The 15308-nt window shown below is 71.2% G+C and carries 19 protein-coding genes; 9 read left to right on the forward strand and 10 right to left on the reverse strand.

Annotated features, from left to right (window positions below):
* Window positions 1-24 precede the first annotated feature (24 nt).
* Window positions 25-1071: a branched-chain amino acid ABC transporter permease gene (locus tag EXE50_RS14810; RefSeq protein WP_053770730.1), complete on the forward strand. Its 1047-nt coding sequence runs from the start codon at window positions 25-27 to the stop codon at window positions 1069-1071.
* A gap of 66 nt (window positions 1072-1137) precedes the next feature.
* Window positions 1138-2301: a phenylacetate--CoA ligase family protein gene (locus EXE50_RS14815; RefSeq protein WP_137705431.1), complete on the forward strand. Its 1164-nt coding sequence runs from the start codon at window positions 1138-1140 to the stop codon at window positions 2299-2301.
* A gap of 54 nt (window positions 2302-2355) precedes the next feature.
* On the opposite strand, the gene EXE50_RS14820 is transcribed toward EXE50_RS14815, so the two are convergent.
* The gene (locus EXE50_RS14820; protein WP_053770732.1) at window positions 2356-3201 is read right to left on the reverse strand and encodes an amidohydrolase family protein; all 846 of its coding nucleotides are present in this window, start codon (window positions 3199-3201) and stop codon (window positions 2356-2358) included.
* Window positions 3194-3667 carry a PaaI family thioesterase gene (locus tag EXE50_RS14825; protein WP_137705432.1) on the reverse strand — a complete coding sequence of 158 codons (474 nt, stop codon included), beginning with the start codon at window positions 3665-3667 and terminating at the stop codon, window positions 3194-3196. Before EXE50_RS14825 ends, EXE50_RS14820 begins: the two co-directional genes overlap by 8 nt.
* A gap of 151 nt (window positions 3668-3818) precedes the next feature.
* Between EXE50_RS14825 and EXE50_RS14830 the strand changes: the two genes are divergently transcribed.
* The 4 genes from EXE50_RS14830 to EXE50_RS14845 all read left to right on the forward strand — a co-directional run bounded on the left by EXE50_RS14830 (window position 3819) and on the right by EXE50_RS14845 (window position 5792).
* Window positions 3819-4376, forward strand: a complete 558-nt coding sequence (locus tag EXE50_RS14830; RefSeq protein ID WP_137705433.1) for a peroxidase-related enzyme — start codon at window positions 3819-3821, stop codon at window positions 4374-4376.
* A gap of 89 nt (window positions 4377-4465) precedes the next feature.
* Complete coding sequence (locus EXE50_RS14835; RefSeq protein WP_137705434.1) at window positions 4466-5206, forward strand: helix-turn-helix domain-containing protein; 741 nt, start codon at window positions 4466-4468, stop codon at window positions 5204-5206.
* Between the two features lie 47 nt (window positions 5207-5253).
* The gene (locus tag EXE50_RS14840) at window positions 5254-5442 is read left to right on the forward strand and encodes a hypothetical protein (RefSeq protein WP_053770736.1); all 189 of its coding nucleotides are present in this window, start codon (window positions 5254-5256) and stop codon (window positions 5440-5442) included.
* A 110-nt stretch (window positions 5443-5552) separates the two neighbouring features.
* Window positions 5553-5792 (forward strand): HalOD1 output domain-containing protein, encoded by a 240-nt coding sequence (locus tag EXE50_RS14845; protein WP_053770737.1) that lies wholly within the window; start codon window positions 5553-5555, stop codon window positions 5790-5792.
* Window positions 5793-5837: 45 nt separating this feature from the next.
* Here EXE50_RS14845 and EXE50_RS14850 read toward each other — a convergent pair whose 3' ends face one another.
* Entirely contained in the window at window positions 5838-7196 is a 1359-nt protein-coding gene (locus tag EXE50_RS14850) for a M28 family peptidase (protein ID WP_137705435.1), read from the reverse strand.
* An 81-nt stretch (window positions 7197-7277) separates the two neighbouring features.
* A complete protein-coding gene (locus tag EXE50_RS14855; protein ID WP_053770739.1) occupies window positions 7278-7613 on the reverse strand; it encodes a hypothetical protein in 336 nt (111 codons plus the stop codon).
* 124 nt (window positions 7614-7737) lie between these two features.
* Here EXE50_RS14855 and EXE50_RS14860 point away from each other — a divergent pair, with 124 nt between their 5' ends.
* Window positions 7738-9606: an ATP-binding protein gene (locus EXE50_RS14860; RefSeq protein WP_053770740.1), complete on the forward strand. Its 1869-nt coding sequence runs from the start codon at window positions 7738-7740 to the stop codon at window positions 9604-9606.
* 78 nt (window positions 9607-9684) lie between these two features.
* On the opposite strand, the gene EXE50_RS14865 is transcribed toward EXE50_RS14860, so the two are convergent.
* Entirely contained in the window at window positions 9685-10068 is a 384-nt protein-coding gene (locus EXE50_RS14865) for an RDD family protein (protein WP_137705436.1), read from the reverse strand.
* A gap of 139 nt (window positions 10069-10207) precedes the next feature.
* Between EXE50_RS14865 and EXE50_RS14870 the strand changes: the two genes are divergently transcribed.
* A complete protein-coding gene (locus EXE50_RS14870; RefSeq protein ID WP_137705437.1) occupies window positions 10208-10669 on the forward strand; it encodes a universal stress protein in 462 nt (153 codons plus the stop codon).
* 3 nt (window positions 10670-10672) lie between these two features.
* Here the strand turns inward: EXE50_RS14870 and EXE50_RS14875 are convergent, their stop codons facing one another.
* Window positions 10673-10969 (reverse strand): transcriptional regulator, encoded by a 297-nt coding sequence (locus EXE50_RS14875; RefSeq protein ID WP_137705438.1) that lies wholly within the window; start codon window positions 10967-10969, stop codon window positions 10673-10675.
* A 133-nt stretch (window positions 10970-11102) separates the two neighbouring features.
* On the opposite strand from EXE50_RS14875, the gene EXE50_RS14880 reads away from it, so the two are divergent.
* Entirely contained in the window at window positions 11103-11834 is a 732-nt protein-coding gene (locus EXE50_RS14880; RefSeq protein WP_137705439.1) for a DUF4013 domain-containing protein, read from the forward strand.
* Between the two features lie 54 nt (window positions 11835-11888).
* On the opposite strand, the gene EXE50_RS14885 is transcribed toward EXE50_RS14880, so the two are convergent.
* The 4 genes from EXE50_RS14885 to EXE50_RS14900 all read right to left on the reverse strand — a co-directional run bounded on the left by EXE50_RS14885 (window position 11889) and on the right by EXE50_RS14900 (window position 15263).
* The gene (locus EXE50_RS14885) at window positions 11889-12365 is read right to left on the reverse strand and encodes a 50S ribosomal protein L11 (protein ID WP_053770745.1); all 477 of its coding nucleotides are present in this window, start codon (window positions 12363-12365) and stop codon (window positions 11889-11891) included.
* A gap of 556 nt (window positions 12366-12921) precedes the next feature.
* On the reverse strand, window positions 12922-14202 hold the full coding sequence (locus tag EXE50_RS14890) for an MFS transporter (protein ID WP_137705440.1): 1281 nt from the start codon (window positions 14200-14202) through the stop codon (window positions 12922-12924).
* The gene (locus tag EXE50_RS14895) at window positions 14199-14900 is read right to left on the reverse strand and encodes a TetR/AcrR family transcriptional regulator (RefSeq protein ID WP_053770747.1); all 702 of its coding nucleotides are present in this window, start codon (window positions 14898-14900) and stop codon (window positions 14199-14201) included. Before EXE50_RS14895 ends, EXE50_RS14890 begins: the two co-directional genes overlap by 4 nt.
* Before the next feature lie 168 nt (window positions 14901-15068).
* A complete protein-coding gene (locus EXE50_RS14900; protein WP_004596869.1) occupies window positions 15069-15263 on the reverse strand; it encodes a cold-shock protein in 195 nt (64 codons plus the stop codon).
* Between the last annotated feature and the right edge of the window lie 45 nt (window positions 15264-15308).

Below are 15308 nucleotides of genomic sequence, written 5' to 3' on the forward strand. Positions count from 1 at the left end.
CCGCGGCCGAAGGGGGGTGGTCGCATGCCCTGCGGTGAGTACTTCACCGACTACGAGTCGCGAATGGGCCTCGTCCGGTGGCGGACGCAGAAGATCGCGCTCGCTCTGGGGCTGCCGATCCCCTTCATCGCGCCGTTCCTGCTCGGCGGCGGGACCGTGACGCTGCTGACGCAGGCGTACATCTTCGCCATCGCGGTGTTGGGGCTCAACGTCATCCTCGGCTACGCCGGCGAGATCGTGCTCGCGCAGGGCGCGTTTATGGCCATCGGCGCGTACAGCACGAGCAGACTGCTCGCCGTCGGCGCGGGGCTGTTCCCGGCGCTCGCCGTCGGCGGCCTCATCTCCGCGCTGGTCGCGGTCGGCTTCGGCCTCCCGTCGTTCCGGGTCAAGGGGTTCTACATCGCCATCTCGACGCTGGCGCTCCAGTTCATCGCCGAGGAGTGGTTCTTCGTGAACCCGCAGCTCGCGTTCATCCACGGCGGGACGACCCAGTCGGTGCCCTCGAACGTGGGCCTCGTCGGCCCAGTCGGCGCTCTCGGCACGACCATCGACAAGTACCTGCTCGCGCTGGTGCTGTTGTTGGTGTTCGCGCTGCTGTCGCTGAACCTCTCGCGGACCGGCATCGGAAAGACGTTCCGCGCGATCCACGAGAACGATCTCTCCGCGTCCGTCCTCGGCGTCAACGTGTTCAAGAACAAGCTGCTCGCGTTCGCCATCGGCGGGTTCATGATCGGCGTCGCGGGCGGGCTGTTCGGGTTCCAGATCGGCTTCATCAACGCGGAGTACTTCACCCTCGGGCTCACGCTCGAACACTACGTCATGCTGCTGTTCGGTGGCCTCGGACGCGTGTGGGGCGCGCTGCTGGGCGTCGGCGTCGTCACGCTCGTCCAGGACTACCTCAACGACGGCCTCAACTACCTCGCCGACCTCACGGGCACCAACGCGACCGCCCTGCTGCCGGTGTTCTTCGGCGCGATCATCATCGTCGTGCTCGCCGTCGAGCCGAAGGGGGTGTTGGCCGGGCTAGGCAAGATCAAGGAGTACCTGCGCACGTGGCCGTTCGCGTACTGAGCGCGACGGCCCGCGCGCCGCGCCCGTGACGGAGATTTATGTGCTAGTTTGACGTGTGTTAACGCGATGTACGACGACAGCACACTGGCCGCGGTCGGGGAGCAGTTGGAGCGGGTCGTCGACCGCGACTTCTACGCCGAGAAGTTCGCGGACGCGGGCGTCGACCCGACGGCGGTCGACTCGTGGGCCGACTTCCGGTCGCTCCCGTTCACCACGGCGGGGGAGATCGAGGCCGACTTCGAGGCCGCGCCGCCGAGCGGCTCGCTGTACGACGGCGCGGCGATGGTCACGTTCTCGCCGATGGGCGAGCAGCTGCGGCCGGTGTTCGACACGGCCGACGACCTCGACGCCCAGGCCGCAGCCAACGCGGACGTGCTCGAACGCGCGGGCGTCGAGCCCGGCGACCGCGTCGTCAACACGTTCGGCTACGAGCTGTTCGGCACCGGGTACGTGCTCCATCGGGCGCTCGAACGCCTCGGCGCGGAGGTGTTCCCGCTCGGCCCCGGCGACTCCGAGCAGGCCGCCGCCACCATCGAGGCGTACGACGTGGACGCCGTCGTGGGCAACCCGAGCTTCGCGCTGAAGATCGGCGCGGAGGGCGGTTCGGTCGACACGTTCGTCGGTGCGGGCGAGCCGTTCACGTCGATCCCCGGCCGCCGCGAGGCGGTCAAGGACGCGCTCGGCGCCTCGACCGCAGTGGACTACTTCGGCACGCGACACATCATGCCCGTCGCGGCCGAGACCGCGGCCGAGGACGGCCTCCGCGTCGTCGACGATTACGCGGTGGTAGAGGTCGTCGACCCGGACACCGGCGAGGCGGTCGCCGACGGCGAGCGCGGGGAAATCGTCGTGACGCACCTCCGGAAGGAGGGGGTCCCCCTCGTGCGCTACCGGACCGGCGACCTCGCCGAACTCGCGGTCCAGGACGGGACCGTCGTGCTGCCCGACGGCGTCATCGGCCGCACGGACGAGCGGCTGAAGGTCAAGGGCGTGAAGGTGTATCCGGAGAGCGTCGAGACGGTGATCGCCGGTTTCGAGGGGCTGACCGGCGAGTACCGCGTCGAGGTGTCGCAGCCCGAGACCACCGACCGCCTCGTCGTGATCTGCGAGGGCGAGGCCGACGCCGACGAACTACGCGCCGCGCTCGCCGACCGCCTCATCGTGACCCCGGACGCCGTCGAACTGGTCGCCGACCTCGACGAGCCCGGCGTCGTCGACGAGCGGTACTGAGCGCCCGGCGAGCGGCGCGGGCGCTCGTCGCCGTCGAGGAGGCGGCTTCGCCGCTCAGTCGCCGTCGAGGAAGCGACGCGCGGTCCGGGAGAAGATGTCGCGCTGGACCTCGACCGGCAGGTCCCGCGAGAGCAGGTGCTCCCGCTCTCGGGCGTACGGATACGGGATGTTCGGGTAGTCCGAGCCGTACATGATCGACGCCGAGAGCTCGATCAGCGTCTCGTCGGCGACCGTCGCCGGGTCGAAGTCCATGTACGTCTCGGCCACGCTCGACATGGCGAAGGTGGTGTCGAGGAACACGCTGTCGTGGTCGCGGGCGAGGTCGACGAACGCCTCGACCTCGTAGGTCCCCATGTGCGCGGCGCACACCCGCACGTCGGGGTAGGAGGCGAGGAACGACTCGAAGCGCTCGACGCCGACGTGGGGGCTGTCCTCGAACATCGGCGCCGTCCCGGCGTGGAGCAGGACAGGCGCGTCGCGGGCGGCGACGGCCTCGTAGACCGGATCGAGCCGCGGGTCGTCGGCCGCGAACCCCTGGACCGGAAGCTGGAGCTTCAGCCCGCGCGCCCCCGCGTCGAAGGCGTCGGCGACGACGGTTCCCGGGTCGTCGTCCGCGGCGTGGACGGTGGCGAACGGGACCGCCATCTCGGAGTCCGCGGCGGCCTCGATCACCCACTCGTTGAGGTCGGCCGCCGTCCCCGGGCGCGCGGCGTACGGGAGCGCGGCGTACCGCTCGACGCCGGCGGCGCTCAGCGCCGCCTCCATCCGGTCGCGGTCGGTCGGGTGGTCGAACGCCCAGCCGGCGGCCTCGCCCAGCGCCTCCCGGATGGCGGCCATCAGCCGGTCTGGCATCAGGTGGACGTGCGCGTCCACGACGTCGCCGACGGGGAACTCAGTCATCAGTGAGCTTGTAGACGCCCGTCCCGGTCGCGCAGACGGCGTCCCCGGACTCGACTTCGACGCTCGCCACGCCGATGTCGGCGCCGCGCCGGTCCACCGTGGCCGTCGCGTACAGCGGCTCCCGGCCGGCGGCCTCGAGGTAGTTCACGCGGAGGTCGATGGTGGGCGTGAACGCCTCGCGCCCGCCGACGAAGACGGCGGCGCCCGCGAGGTCCACGAGCGCGCTCACGACGCCCCCGTGGACCGCGCCGAGCTCGGGGTTGCCCACGAGCCCGGGGTCGAACGCCAGCTTGACGCTGGCGCGCTCCGGGGTCACGGCGAGCACCTCCAGGTCGCGCCGCCGGTGGAAGGGGACCTCGCCGTACAGCCGCTCCACGACCGCCGTCCGGTCGGCGCCTTCCGAACCCGGCGCCGGCCGGCCGTCGCTGTCGCCGGCTCCCGGACCGGCGTCGCTCGGGTCGGGCATGCGTGTGCCGACGCACGGCACGCCCCCGCATAAATCAACCGCCCAAGTCGGTGAGACCGCTCGCGACGCGGGAGAGAAGCGAGGCGACGGGTGGTCCGAGGGAACGGCCTTGTGGTCGCGCCGCGCGCCTGACGGTACGAACGAAAACGCGATGCGACGGTTCCCCGTGCCCGACTACGAGGACCTCCCCGAGGACCTCTGCGACCGCATCGACGAGGAGACGGAGGACGCCGGGTTCACGCCGAACGTGTTCTCGGCGTTCGCGTACACGCCCAGCCACTTCCGGGCGTTCTTCGCGTACCACGACGCGATCGTGTCCGACACGCCACTGGCTCGGGAGGAGGTCGAGACGGTAGTCGTCGCGGTGTCGGGCGCGAACGACTGCCTCTACTGCGTGGTCGGTCACGGCGCGCTCCGTCGGATCTACGCCGGCGCGCCGAAGATCGCCGACCAGCTCGCCACGGACCACCGACGGGCCGACGTCTCCGACCACCACATGGCGATGCTCGACTTCGCCGTCACACTCACGAACTCCCCCGGGACCGTGGCCGCCGAAGATATCCAGCGACTCCGCGACGCCGGCTTCTCCGCGGAGGAAGTGTGGGACATCGCCTCCGTGGCGGCCTTCTTCAACCTCTCGAACCGCATGGCGACCGTCGCGGACATGCGTCCGAACGACGAGTTCTACGCGATGGGCCGCGGCGACTGACCGCCCCCGCGCCGGCGCCTTCGACACCGACGAGGAGGGATCGCGACGGGTCCGGAACCCGTTTGAACCTCGGCGGCCTCACAGCGGTCATGCGCGAAGTGACGTTCCGGATCCGCCACGCGGGGGAGCCGGAGTGCGAGGTGAGCGCGCGCCACCCGGAGGTGCGGTACCGGTCCGTCTCCTCGATGACGGGCAGCGGCCCCGAGCGCAAGCGGATCGCCGAACTCACCGGACCGCCGGCGGAGATCGAGGCGTTCGTCGAGGAGTTCCGCGAGTTCGACCTGGTCGTCTCCGCGGAGCCGCTGGCGCCGATCGAGGGCACTCACGCCTACGTCGCCCTGACGATCGACGCGGGGGCGGCCGACTGGGAGGGCATCGGCGAGCGGTTCTCGCGGATGGGCATCCACTACCGGACCGGGACGACCATCGCCGGCGGCGTCGAGCGCTGGACGGCGTACCTGGAGGACGACGACGACCTCTCCGCGGTGATGCGCGAAATGGAGCGCGGCGGCAACGAGGTCGAGCTCGCGCGGAACGTGGAGCTGTCGTCGATCGAGCGCTCGCCGCAGCTCCCCGCGTCCGGCCTCCTCGACGGACTTACCGACCGGCAGCGAGAGGTGCTCGCGACCGCCATCGCCGCGGGCTACTACGACCACGGCGGGGGCGTGGGCGTCGAGGAGGTCGCCGCCGAGCTCGGACTCGGCTCGACGACGGTGTGGGAACACCTCTCGCGCGCCGAGTCGTCGGTGATGAACGCGCTGTTCGAGCGGTTCGCGGAGGGCGAGCCGATCGGCGCCGTGCGCGAGACGGACCGGTCGGAATCGCCGTGAGCGGGCTCAGACCAACGCTTTTGTAGCTTCGGGACGGAGCGCCGCGTATGGACGACGGAACCGTCTCCGTGCCGGACGAGCAGTACGAGCGCCTCGCGGCCCTCGCCGCCGCCCGCGGCGTGAGCCCCGAGACGCAGCTGGCCCGGCTCATCGACGACGCGTACGCCGGCCTCGACGGCGACGAGACCCCCGAGACGCTCCCCCTCGGCGTCTGCGACGACTCCGCCGAGGAGTGAATCGCGCGCCGAACCGGCGAGGCGTCCGTGAGCCGCCGCGCCGCACTACACCCCGGGCAACAGGGCACGTGGTGAGATCGATTCATTATCGCGTACCGCGTGGCGATCCCATGACTCCGTCCCAGCGGATCCTCGAACGCGTCGCGGAGCTCGGAGGCGTCCCGCCGTCGGCGATCGACGAGCCGCTGTTCGAGGCGGTCGCCCCCGACGCCCTCGACGTGCTGTTCCGATCGGTGCCGGACGGCCCGACGAGAGACGACGGCGAGATCCGCTTCGCGTACCTCGGCTACGACGTCACCGTCCGCGCCGAGGGCACCGTCACGGTCCGCTCGCCATTCCGGGTCCGGTGAGTCAGGCCGTCCCGTCGCGCTCGCGTTCCGGCGGTTCCGCGGCGCTCACTCCTCGTACGGCCACCGCCCGCCCGTCTTCAGCTCCTCGACGTACCCCTCGTCGATGGCGTCGCGGATCGACTCCCGCGAGCGGTGTTCGGCCGCCACATCGCCGGTCGCGAGCCGGTAGACGGCCGCGGTCACGAGCGTCGCCACCTCGCGGAGGTCGCGGGAGTCGAGCTTGTCGAGGGTGTCGGCGTGGGTGTGGCCCCAGCCGCGCCCGGACTGGTCGCTCGTCGTGGAGGCCATCACCGCCGGGATCCCCTCCTGGACGAACGCCCACTGGTCGCCGTGCGGCGAGATCGTCTCGCCGGTCGTCAGGGGCGCGTCGAACGCCTCGGCGACCGCCTCGAACGTCGAGCGCATCCCCTCGAACCCGTTCGTCCCGACGCGGAGGTCCCGCGAGCTACAGGCGCCGTCGAGGTTGACCACGCAGGCGATGTCCTCCTTCGCGGTCGTCTCCGCGGCGTGGTACGCCCCCCACAGCCCGATCTCCTCGGACCCGAACGTGACGAGTCGCACCCGGGTGTCGAGGTCGCCCTCGACGGTCGCGAGCAGGCGCCCGACCTCCGCGACGAGCGCCGAGCCGGCGCCGTTGTCGTTGGCGCCGTCGCTCACGTCGTGGGCGTCGACGTGGGCGGTGAGGTACACCGCCTCGTCGGTGTCGGGGCCGACCTCCGCGACCGCGTTCACCGAGGTCGTCGGCTCGTTCCGGCAGTCGACGCCGAGCGAGACGGTCGGGCGGTCGCCGCCCTCCTCCGCGGCGAGCCGCGAGAGCCGGTCGCCGACCTCCTTCGAGACGCCGACCGCGGGGATCGGGCCGGGCCGGTTGTGGTAGCCGATCTCGCCGGTCGGCGGGAGCGCGCCCTCGATGTGGTTCCGGAAGACGAACCCGACCGCGCCGCGCTCCGCCGCCGCGACGTACTTCTCCATCCGGTGGATCCACCGGTCGTGGGAGTCCGGCGTCCGCGAGGAGGCCATCGCGACCGCGCCCTCCAGGTCCCCTTCCGCGGCCGCGAACTCCTCGTCGGTGCCGTCGCCCACGTCGACGAGCGGGGCCGACGCCTCGCCGCTCGGCGTGCCGGGCAGCGCGATCACCTCGTGCGAGCCCTCGTGGTGGCGGTCCACGGCGCCCGTCACCGACAGCGACGACTCGCCGCGCCACCAGCCGGGGATCTCGAACTCGTCCAGGCCGGCGTTCCGCAGGCCGGCTTCCTCGAACGCCTCGACGACGCGCTCGGCGCCGCGGCGCTCGCCGGTCGATCCCGCCATGCGGTTCCCGATGTCGGTCAGGTCGGTGAGGAGGTCCCACCCGAAGTCGCTCGTCCGCGCGTCGCCCACGACGCGGTCCGGTAGCTCGGTCATACGGTCCGGTTGGGCCCCGGGCGAAAAGGGGTTGCGGGAGGCGGAGCCGCGGCCCGACCGGACGGCTCGGCGCGTCCGACCTCAGGCCGGGTCGGCCGCGGTCACCTCGACCTCGACGGCGTCGGGGTCGACGCCGATCCGGGCGAACTGCGTCCGGACGTGCTCGCGGGCCGCTTCGACCGCCTGGTCGCGGGTGTCGAACCCGCGGGGCATCGGCTCCTCGAAGGCGACGCGGATCTCCTCGCCGTCGACGACGAGCGGCGAGCCGCCGCTCTCGACCTCGTAGAAGGAGTCGCACACCCACACGTACGGGGCGTCCTCGTCGGGCGCGCCCTTGTACGCGGGCGGCTCCTCGCCGCGCTCGAACACCGTGCCGGTGAGGTCCGTCCCGCCGCCGCTGCCGCGAACGAGTATCATGCCACAGGTATGGGGTCGAGCCGCATAAGGGCCCCGTGACCGGCGCTCTGCGCCCGGTCGTGGACGGGCGGCGGCCCAGGGCGCGAGGGCAAACGCTTTCGGCCCGGCGACCGGTGGATACGCCATGACGCTGGAGGATTTCACCGAGTTCAGCGGTGACGACGACGCCGACGGCCGCGCGGACGATGTCGACTCCGCGGCCGACGGCGGAAGCGCCGCTGACGCCGCTGACGCGCTCGGGGACGCGTCGTCGGCCGGGTCCGGGTCCGACCCGAGCGGCGACGCCGAGGACGAGTTCGCCGCCTACGACGCGACGCCGGCCGGCAGCGACGCGGGGCTCGGCGTCGTCTCCGTCTCGCAGGGGCTCCGCGTGGCCGAGGAGGAGGAGGAGACGTCGCTGAAGGCGTTCGTCACGACCGGGAACCGCGAGTCGGTGCGGCTCGGGAAGTACCTCCTGATCCCGTACCCGGACGGCGAGCGGCTGTTCTGTCGGATCACGGGGCTGGAGTACGCCCAGGAGTTCCAGTCGGACGACGCGACCGAGATCCACGCCCGCCGGCAGATGCGCCGCGACGAGTTCGCCGAGCGCGACTACAAGTTCGTCGCCGACCTGGAGCCGATGTCCGTCGTCTACGGCGAGGGCGACTCGATGAAACGGCGGATGACCGACCGGGTCCCGAAGCCCGGCGCGGTCGTCGAGGAGGCGGCCGACGACGCAGAGATCAAGACGGGGCTGAAGATCCCCGACGACGGCGTCTTCCTCGGGCACCTCTCCGTCGGCGGCGAGAAGGTCCGGACCGCCGCGGAGCCCCCCACGGTCGACTACCGCGTGAAGGACGACTACGCCGACGGCGACCCGCTCGCGTTCCGGCACACGCTCGTCGCCGGCGGGACCGGGTCCGGGAAGACCCACGCCTCGAAGAACGTCCTCCGGCAGTACCTCGACGACGACCGGACGTACCCGATGGGCGACGGCCGGGAGTCGCGCATGGCGGTCGTCCAGTTCGACCCGCAGGACGAGTACGCGCAGATGCACGACGACAACCCCGACCTCGACGACGGCTTCGCCCGCCGGCTGGAGCGGGAGGGGATCGCCCACGGCGGCCACGACGACACCGTCGCCTTAGTGCCCCGCGTCGCGAACGCGACGTACCCCGGCGAGGGCCACCGCGCCGAGCGCGTCGAGTTCACCATCCCCTTCTCGCTGGCGCGGGACATGCCGTGGCTCGTCGCCGGCTCCGGGCTCAACGACAACCAGTACCCGGCCCTCCTGACGCTGCTCAACCGCTTCTTCGACAGCTACGGCGACTCGGGGACGTACAGCCAGTTCCTCTCGTACCTCGACGACCCAGCGCTGAAAGAGGAGCTCCACGAGAGCGGCCGGGTCCACGAGGCCACCTTCGACGCCGTCAAGCGTCGGGTCCGGGGCGTCCCGAGCGGCGTGTTCGACCAGGACGCGAAGCCGATCACGGAGCTCGACCACACGCTCGTCCGGCCGGGCGGCCTCTCGGTCGTTCCGACCTACCACCTGCCGACCTCCCGGCAGAAGGAGATCGTCGTCCTCGCGGTCGCGGGGCTGCTCATCGACGACAAGCTCTCGAACGACCCGGACAGCGACCGGATCAAGGAGACGCCGCTGTTGGTCGGGATGGACGAGGCCCACAACTTCCTCGCCGACGCCGACAACGTCCAGGCGCAGAAGGTGGTCCAGAAGTTCACCGAGGCGGCGAAGCAGGGCCGCAAGGAGCGGCTCGGCCTGTTCCTGATCACCCAGGACCCGCAGGACGTTGCCGAGTCGGTGTTCAAGCAGGTGAACACGAAGGTCGTCTTGAACCTCGGCGACGAGGACGCAATCTCCAGCGTCAACATCCCGACGAACCTCGCCGGGAAGGTGCCGTACATGGAGAAGGGACAGATGGTCGTCTACTCGCCCGACAACTCCGAGCCCGTCGAGCTGATCGGCCTCTCGGAGTGCGTGACGCGGCACGACTGACGGCCGGCCGCCCCGGGCCCGTCGGGTCGCCGACGGGGGTCCCGACCCGACTCAGACTCGCACGACCAGCGTGTCCGCCTACCGGTCGCCGAGCCGCTGGCTGTTCGGCGAGTCGGCGATGAACACGACGCCCGCGAGGATCAGCAACAGCGAGGCGCCGCCGACGATCTTGGTGACGTTCCGGACGACCGCGGCGACGGCGGAGACCTCGTCGCCGTCCGTGTCGACGACTCTGATCCCGACGACCCACTTTCCGGGCGTGTGTCCCCAGACCGCCTCCGACGCGACGTACCAGCCGAACGCGACGAGGAGGAACACGAGGTCGGCGAGGACGGCCGAGACGGCGCCGACCGCCAACGAGACGACCGCGGCGACGGCGACGCTCGCGACGATGTCGACGAGCCACGCGCCGCCGCGAGCGGTGACCGACGCAAGCTGCGACTGCGCGTACGGGGTACTCATACGAGACGGATGAACCGGCGCTCGGCAAGTGTCTTGTGACCGACCGCTCTACGGTCCCGAGACGCCCCGATTCCGGCGGATTGTCGCCGGCCCGGAGTCGCCGTCGCCCTTTTTATCCGGTGCGGGCGAATTCCCGCGCATGAGCAAACGCATCCTCGTCGCGGTCGACGGGTCGGAGGAGGCCGCCGAAGCGCTCTCGTTCGCCGTCGCCGAGTGGCCCGACGCCGACCTGACGGCGCTGTACGTGGTCAACCCGGCGGACTCGACCACCGGCGCGGAGGGCGGGTTCCCGGGCGCCGCGGACCAGTGGTACGAGAGCGCCACCGCTCGCGGCGAGCGCGTCCTCCGCGAGGCGGCCAAGTCCGTCGACCGCGATATCGACACCCGCATGGAGGTCGGCCGCCCGACGGCGACCATCCTCGGCGTCGCCGCGGGGGAGACGGAGCCGACCACGGACCGCGACCAGCCCGCCGACCCGGAGCCGTTCGACCACGTCGTCGTCGGGAGCCGCGGCCGGACCGGGCTCTCGCGGGTTCTCCTCGGCAGCGTCGCGGAAGGGGTCGTCCGCCGCGCCGAGATGCCCGTGACGGTCGTCCGCTGAGGACTACTCCTCGACCGCCTCCGCCGCCTCCGCTTCGACCACCTCGCCGACCATCGACCAGCCCTCCTCGTCGGGCCCCGACCGACCGAGCAGGATCCGCTCGTAGTCCTCGGAGCTGATCAGGCGGAACTCGGCGTCCGCGTCGTCGTCGGTCCGGACGCCCTCGCCGCGGAACTCGCGCTGGAAGAACTCGGTCGACGAGAACTCGTAGACGCCGGTCTCGCCCGAGTCGAGTTCGAGCCGCATCGGGCGCGGCTGGACGTTGTGGATCCGCTTCGCGATCGGGTGTAGATCCGGCATACCGACAGGTGGGAGCGGTCAGAATAAAAGCCGTCGGCTCCGTCGGTCGCGCAGCGTGACCGACGCCGCCCGGCCCGGGGCGCCGCCGTACTAGTTTAATACCTCACGGCGCGTCACTGCCGTGAGAACCACCATGTTAGAAGCATCGCTCAGCTATCTTCGCGACGGCGACGACGCCGTCACTACCGCCGTCATCGGCGGGCTCCTGCTGCTCGCGAGTCCGCTCATCATCCCCTCGATCCTCGTCTTCGGCTACGTGACCCGCGTCATTCGGCGCACCGCCGGCGGCGACGACGAGCCCCCGGCGTTCGAGGCGTGGGGCGACCTGTTCGTCGACGGCCTGAAGGCGTTCGTCGTCGCGTTCGTCTACTCGCTGCTGCCGCTCGGGGTCCTCGCGGTCGCCGGGGCCCTGACCGTCGGCGCGTTCGTCGTGGTGCCCGGGACCGGCGACCCCGGCGCCGGGACGTTCCTCGGCACCTTCGTCGTCGGCGTCGTCGTCCTCGTCGCGGGGCTCGTCGCCCTGGGCCTGTCGCTCGTCGGGCTCTACGTGACGCCCGCGGCGCTGGCCGCGGTCGCGGACTCCGGGAAGGTCGGCGACGGCTTCGCCCTCGGGACCCTCTGGGGCGTCGTCACGAAGCGGGCGTACGCGACGGGGTGGGTCACCGCGGCGGTCGTGGTGCTCGCCGGCGCCCTCGCTGTGGGCGTGTTCTCCGTGGTCCCGATCCTCGGGACGATCGCGGGGGTGTTCGTCCAGTTCTACGCGTTCGCGGCGGCGGCCGCCATCGTCGGGTGGACGTGGACCGACGTGCGCCCGGTCGGGACGGAACCGCCCGAGACGGAGCCCGCGGAACGGCCCGCGGTGTAACGGGGTCGAATCGAAATCGCCGCAGAAGGACGGGACTCGCGAAAAGGGGCGGCGTTACTCGTCGAGGACGTCGTCGTACTCGCCGGCGTCGACGCGCTCGTCGAACGTCCGGGCGTCCTCGCCCTCGATGGTGACGCCGAGGGAGGCGCAGGTGCCGCCGACCTCCTTGGCGGCGGCCTTCGTGTCGTACGCGAGCAGGTCGCTCGACTTCTGCTCGGCGACCTTCTTCACCTGTTCGATCGACATGTCGGCGACGAAGTTCTCCTGCGGCTCGCCGGAGCCGGTGTCGAAGCCGGCCTCGTCCTTGATGAGCTCCGCGGTGGGGGGCACGCCGACCTCGATGGTGAAGGAGCCGTCGTCGTCGTACTCGACGGTGACGGGCACCTCCATGCCGTCGAAGGCGGCGGTCTCGTCGTTGATCTCCGCGACGACGTCCTGGACGTCCACCGGCGTCGGTCCGAGCTCGGGACCGAGCGGCGGGCCGGGGTTGGCCTGCCCGCCGGGGACGAGCGCTTCGATAGTTCCAGCCATGTCCGTACGAACCCGTCGCCGACTTTTAACGGTTGTTCTTTCGGGTAGGGGGAGTCAGCGGTTCGCACACCGTACGCCTGGGTTCCCCGGCGGTGAGCCGCTCGCTCGGCGATGCGTGCCTGTCCGGTCTGGTTTCGTATATCATCACTCAACGTCGCGCGATACCCCGTCGACGATCATATCGTCTATCTACAAGACACCGGCTGCGGACCGACGCCGAACGCCTCCAAAGCCCCAGCCGCGAGGAGGCCGTACGCTCGCTGCGCGCTTCAGTCGCTCGCGTTGCTCGCTCTTTCCAATGCTTGCGTCACCTACGGCCTCCTCGCGACTGCCCCTTTGAATCCCACCCCGCACCGCACGGCCCCCGCCTCGCACCTCCCCAGCCTCGCGGTTCGCTCGGGCTCCCTGCGGTCGCCCCTCGCTCACCGCGTCCCTCGCGCGTGCTGCCTCGCGACCTCCGCTTTGCTCCGGTCGCTCGCAGGCACGCGCCACCGCAGTCCGAATTCACAAATCGCTCTTATAGATCAGTCAGCGAAACCGACAGTGGAGTCCGCACCTACGAGTCAACGACGCCCGACGGGTCGGTCCCTCTCGCCTCGTCGGCGACGCGGCCGGGGAGGAACGTCCCGGTCTCTCGGCGGACGCCGAGGAGGAGGACGCCGCCGGCGAGCAGCGGCAGGGCGGCGCAGGCGGCGTATATCGGCGTGAAGCCGACCGCCTCGATGAGGGGGAGCGACACCATGGGGCCGAGGCCGCCCCCCACGTCCCCGAGGACGTTGTTCGTCCCCGAGGCGCGACCCATCCGCTCGTCGGGGGTGAGGTCGGCGAGCAGGGCCATCATCGGGCCGCTGGTCCCGCCCTGGCCGGCGCCGATGAAGACGCAGGCGAGCCCCAGAGAGACGACCGACCCGGCCCGGGCGAGCAGCAGGAACCCGACGAACGAGACCGCGAGGAACGTCAGGAGGACGGGCGTCCGCGACTCGCGGGTGTCGGAGATCCGGCCGCCGGCGAGCATGAAGGCCGCGGCCGAGACGACCGTGCCGGCCATGAACAGCCCGGAGGTCCCCTGCGGGGCGAGGCCGAACAGCGAGATGTCGTTCGCGCCGAGGAACAGCACGAGCGTGGAGAACAGCGCGCCGATGTACGCGAACATCAGCCCGAAGTTGACGAGCCCGACCGTCAGGGCCGGGACGGCGGTGTCGACCTCCCACGGCTTGATCGAGTCGCCGGAGCGGTCCCCGGTGACGTGCGTCTCCGGGACGTACCTGTACGCGACGACGCTGGCGGTGAGCGCGAAGGCGGCGGCGACGGCGAACGCCGCGACGTTGCCCGCGACCGCCGAGACGACCCCGCCGAGCACGAGGCCGGCCGGGAACCCCATCGTGATCCCGCCGCGGACGATCCCCATGTTCGTCCCGCGGTCGCCGCTGTCGGAGAGGTCGGCGGCGATGGTGTACGCGGTCGCGAACACCGCCGCGGAGCCGAGCCCCCAGAGGACCCGCGCGAGCAGGAACCACGCCTCGGGAGCGATCCCCGCCGGAACAGCGAGCGCGACGACGTACCCGAGCGTGGCGACCCCCTCGACGAACAGGCCGACGACGAACGGCGTGCGCGTCCCGTACCGGTCGACGAGGGCGCCGGCCGGCGCGTTCGCGACGAGCCGCACCCACCGGTTCGCGGAGAGGATCGCGCCGACCATGAACGCCGAGATGCCGAGGACTGCGCCGAGGTTCGGGAGGATCGGGAAGACGACGCCGCCGCCGAAGCCGACGAAGAACGTGCTCGCGATCACCGCGAGGAGGACCGGCGGCGGCCGCTCGAACCCGAAGCGGGTCATTCGGTGGCGTCCGCGGCGGCGCCGCTTCCCGGCTCGTCGGCGTCGCGCCGGAGCGCATCGATCGCCGCGTCGAGCGGCGGCAGTTCGACCCCGTCGGCGAGCAGCGGGCCGACGATCCGCCGGAGCGCCGCCTCAGCGACCTCGCGGGTGTAGCCCTCGCTTTCGGCGTCGCGCTCGGCGCCGGCGAGGGTGATCTGCCGGGTCCGCGCGCCGTCGAGGGTCGCCACGAGCAGCGCCGCCGTCTCCTCGACGTCGACGTCGCGGAAGACGCCCGCCTCGATGCCGTCCGCGAGGATGTCGGCGACGGTCCCGCGGAGCAGCCGGTCGCTGCGCGCCAGTTGCTCGCGGATCCGCTCGTTGAACGGACCCTGGGTGCGGAGCTCCAGCAGGGCGATGTGGAACGCCTCGCGGTCGGCCTCGTCGGGGGCGAAGACGAACCACCCCACGAACTGGACCAGCCGATCGACGGGCGGGTCGTCCGCGCGGGCCGCGATCCGGTCCTCGGAGTCGGAGATGATGTACTCCAGGAAGGCGACGAGCAGGTCCTCCTTCGTGTCGTAGTGGTAGTGGAGCAGCGACTTGCTCTTCGAACACTCGTCGGCGATGTCCTGCATCGTCAGGTCGGCGTAGCCGTGAGCGCGGAGGGCGCTGTACACCCCGTCCATGATCTCCGCGGCCGCGCTCGGCGAGTCGCTCATTGACTGACCGGTCAGTCAACAAACGGTAAATTCCTATCGGTCGGGGGCGGTCGCCGCCGAGACCGCTCGGCGCCGCGAGCGACGCCCGCCCGCCGCAGGGCGCGCGACGGCGCCGCCGCTCGGGGGTCGAGAACAGTCGAAAAGCCGATTCGCCTCGGTGTCGCCGACTTACAGACGGGTGACGTTCGACGCGCGCGGACCCTTGTCCGCCTCCTCGATGTCGAACTCGACTTCCTGACCCTCTTCGAGGTCCGGGCCGCCGACGTCCTCCATGTGGAAGAACACGTCCTCGTCCGCGTCGTCAGTCGAAATGAAACCGTAGCCGCCAGTGTCGTTGAAGAAGTCAACTTCGCCTTTCGCCATTGCGACCGTAGAAGCGGGACTGTGACATATAAGGCTTCCGCGACG

It is taken from the genome of Halorubrum sp. ARQ200, from assembly GCF_005435115.1.
In the GTDB taxonomy this organism is placed as follows: domain Archaea; phylum Halobacteriota; class Halobacteria; order Halobacteriales; family Haloferacaceae; genus Halorubrum; species Halorubrum tropicale.

Coding starts and splice junctions, on each gene's coding strand:
- EXE50_RS14810 (WP_053770730.1), top strand. CDS start 25: ATGCCCTGCGGTGAGTACTTCACCGACTACGAGTCGCGAATGGGCCTC.
- EXE50_RS14815 (WP_137705431.1), top strand. CDS start 1,138: ATGTACGACGACAGCACACTGGCCGCGGTCGGGGAGCAGTTGGAGCGG.
- EXE50_RS14820 (WP_053770732.1), bottom strand. CDS start 3,201: ATGACTGAGTTCCCCGTCGGCGACGTCGTGGACGCGCACGTCCACCTG.
- EXE50_RS14825 (WP_137705432.1), bottom strand. CDS start 3,667: ATGCCCGACCCGAGCGACGCCGGTCCGGGAGCCGGCGACAGCGACGGC.
- EXE50_RS14830 (WP_137705433.1), top strand. CDS start 3,819: ATGCGACGGTTCCCCGTGCCCGACTACGAGGACCTCCCCGAGGACCTC.
- EXE50_RS14835 (WP_137705434.1), top strand. CDS start 4,466: ATGCGCGAAGTGACGTTCCGGATCCGCCACGCGGGGGAGCCGGAGTGC.
- EXE50_RS14840 (WP_053770736.1), top strand. CDS start 5,254: ATGGACGACGGAACCGTCTCCGTGCCGGACGAGCAGTACGAGCGCCTC.
- EXE50_RS14845 (WP_053770737.1), top strand. CDS start 5,553: ATGACTCCGTCCCAGCGGATCCTCGAACGCGTCGCGGAGCTCGGAGGC.
- EXE50_RS14850 (WP_137705435.1), bottom strand. CDS start 7,196: ATGACCGAGCTACCGGACCGCGTCGTGGGCGACGCGCGGACGAGCGAC.
- EXE50_RS14855 (WP_053770739.1), bottom strand. CDS start 7,613: ATGATACTCGTTCGCGGCAGCGGCGGCGGGACGGACCTCACCGGCACG.
- EXE50_RS14860 (WP_053770740.1), top strand. CDS start 7,738: ATGACGCTGGAGGATTTCACCGAGTTCAGCGGTGACGACGACGCCGAC.
- EXE50_RS14865 (WP_137705436.1), bottom strand. CDS start 10,068: ATGAGTACCCCGTACGCGCAGTCGCAGCTTGCGTCGGTCACCGCTCGC.
- EXE50_RS14870 (WP_137705437.1), top strand. CDS start 10,208: ATGAGCAAACGCATCCTCGTCGCGGTCGACGGGTCGGAGGAGGCCGCC.
- EXE50_RS14875 (WP_137705438.1), bottom strand. CDS start 10,969: ATGCCGGATCTACACCCGATCGCGAAGCGGATCCACAACGTCCAGCCG.
- EXE50_RS14880 (WP_137705439.1), top strand. CDS start 11,103: ATGTTAGAAGCATCGCTCAGCTATCTTCGCGACGGCGACGACGCCGTC.
- EXE50_RS14885 (WP_053770745.1), bottom strand. CDS start 12,365: ATGGCTGGAACTATCGAAGCGCTCGTCCCCGGCGGGCAGGCCAACCCC.
- EXE50_RS14890 (WP_137705440.1), bottom strand. CDS start 14,202: ATGACCCGCTTCGGGTTCGAGCGGCCGCCGCCGGTCCTCCTCGCGGTG.
- EXE50_RS14895 (WP_053770747.1), bottom strand. CDS start 14,900: ATGAGCGACTCGCCGAGCGCGGCCGCGGAGATCATGGACGGGGTGTAC.
- EXE50_RS14900 (WP_004596869.1), bottom strand. CDS start 15,263: ATGGCGAAAGGCGAAGTTGACTTCTTCAACGACACTGGCGGCTACGGT.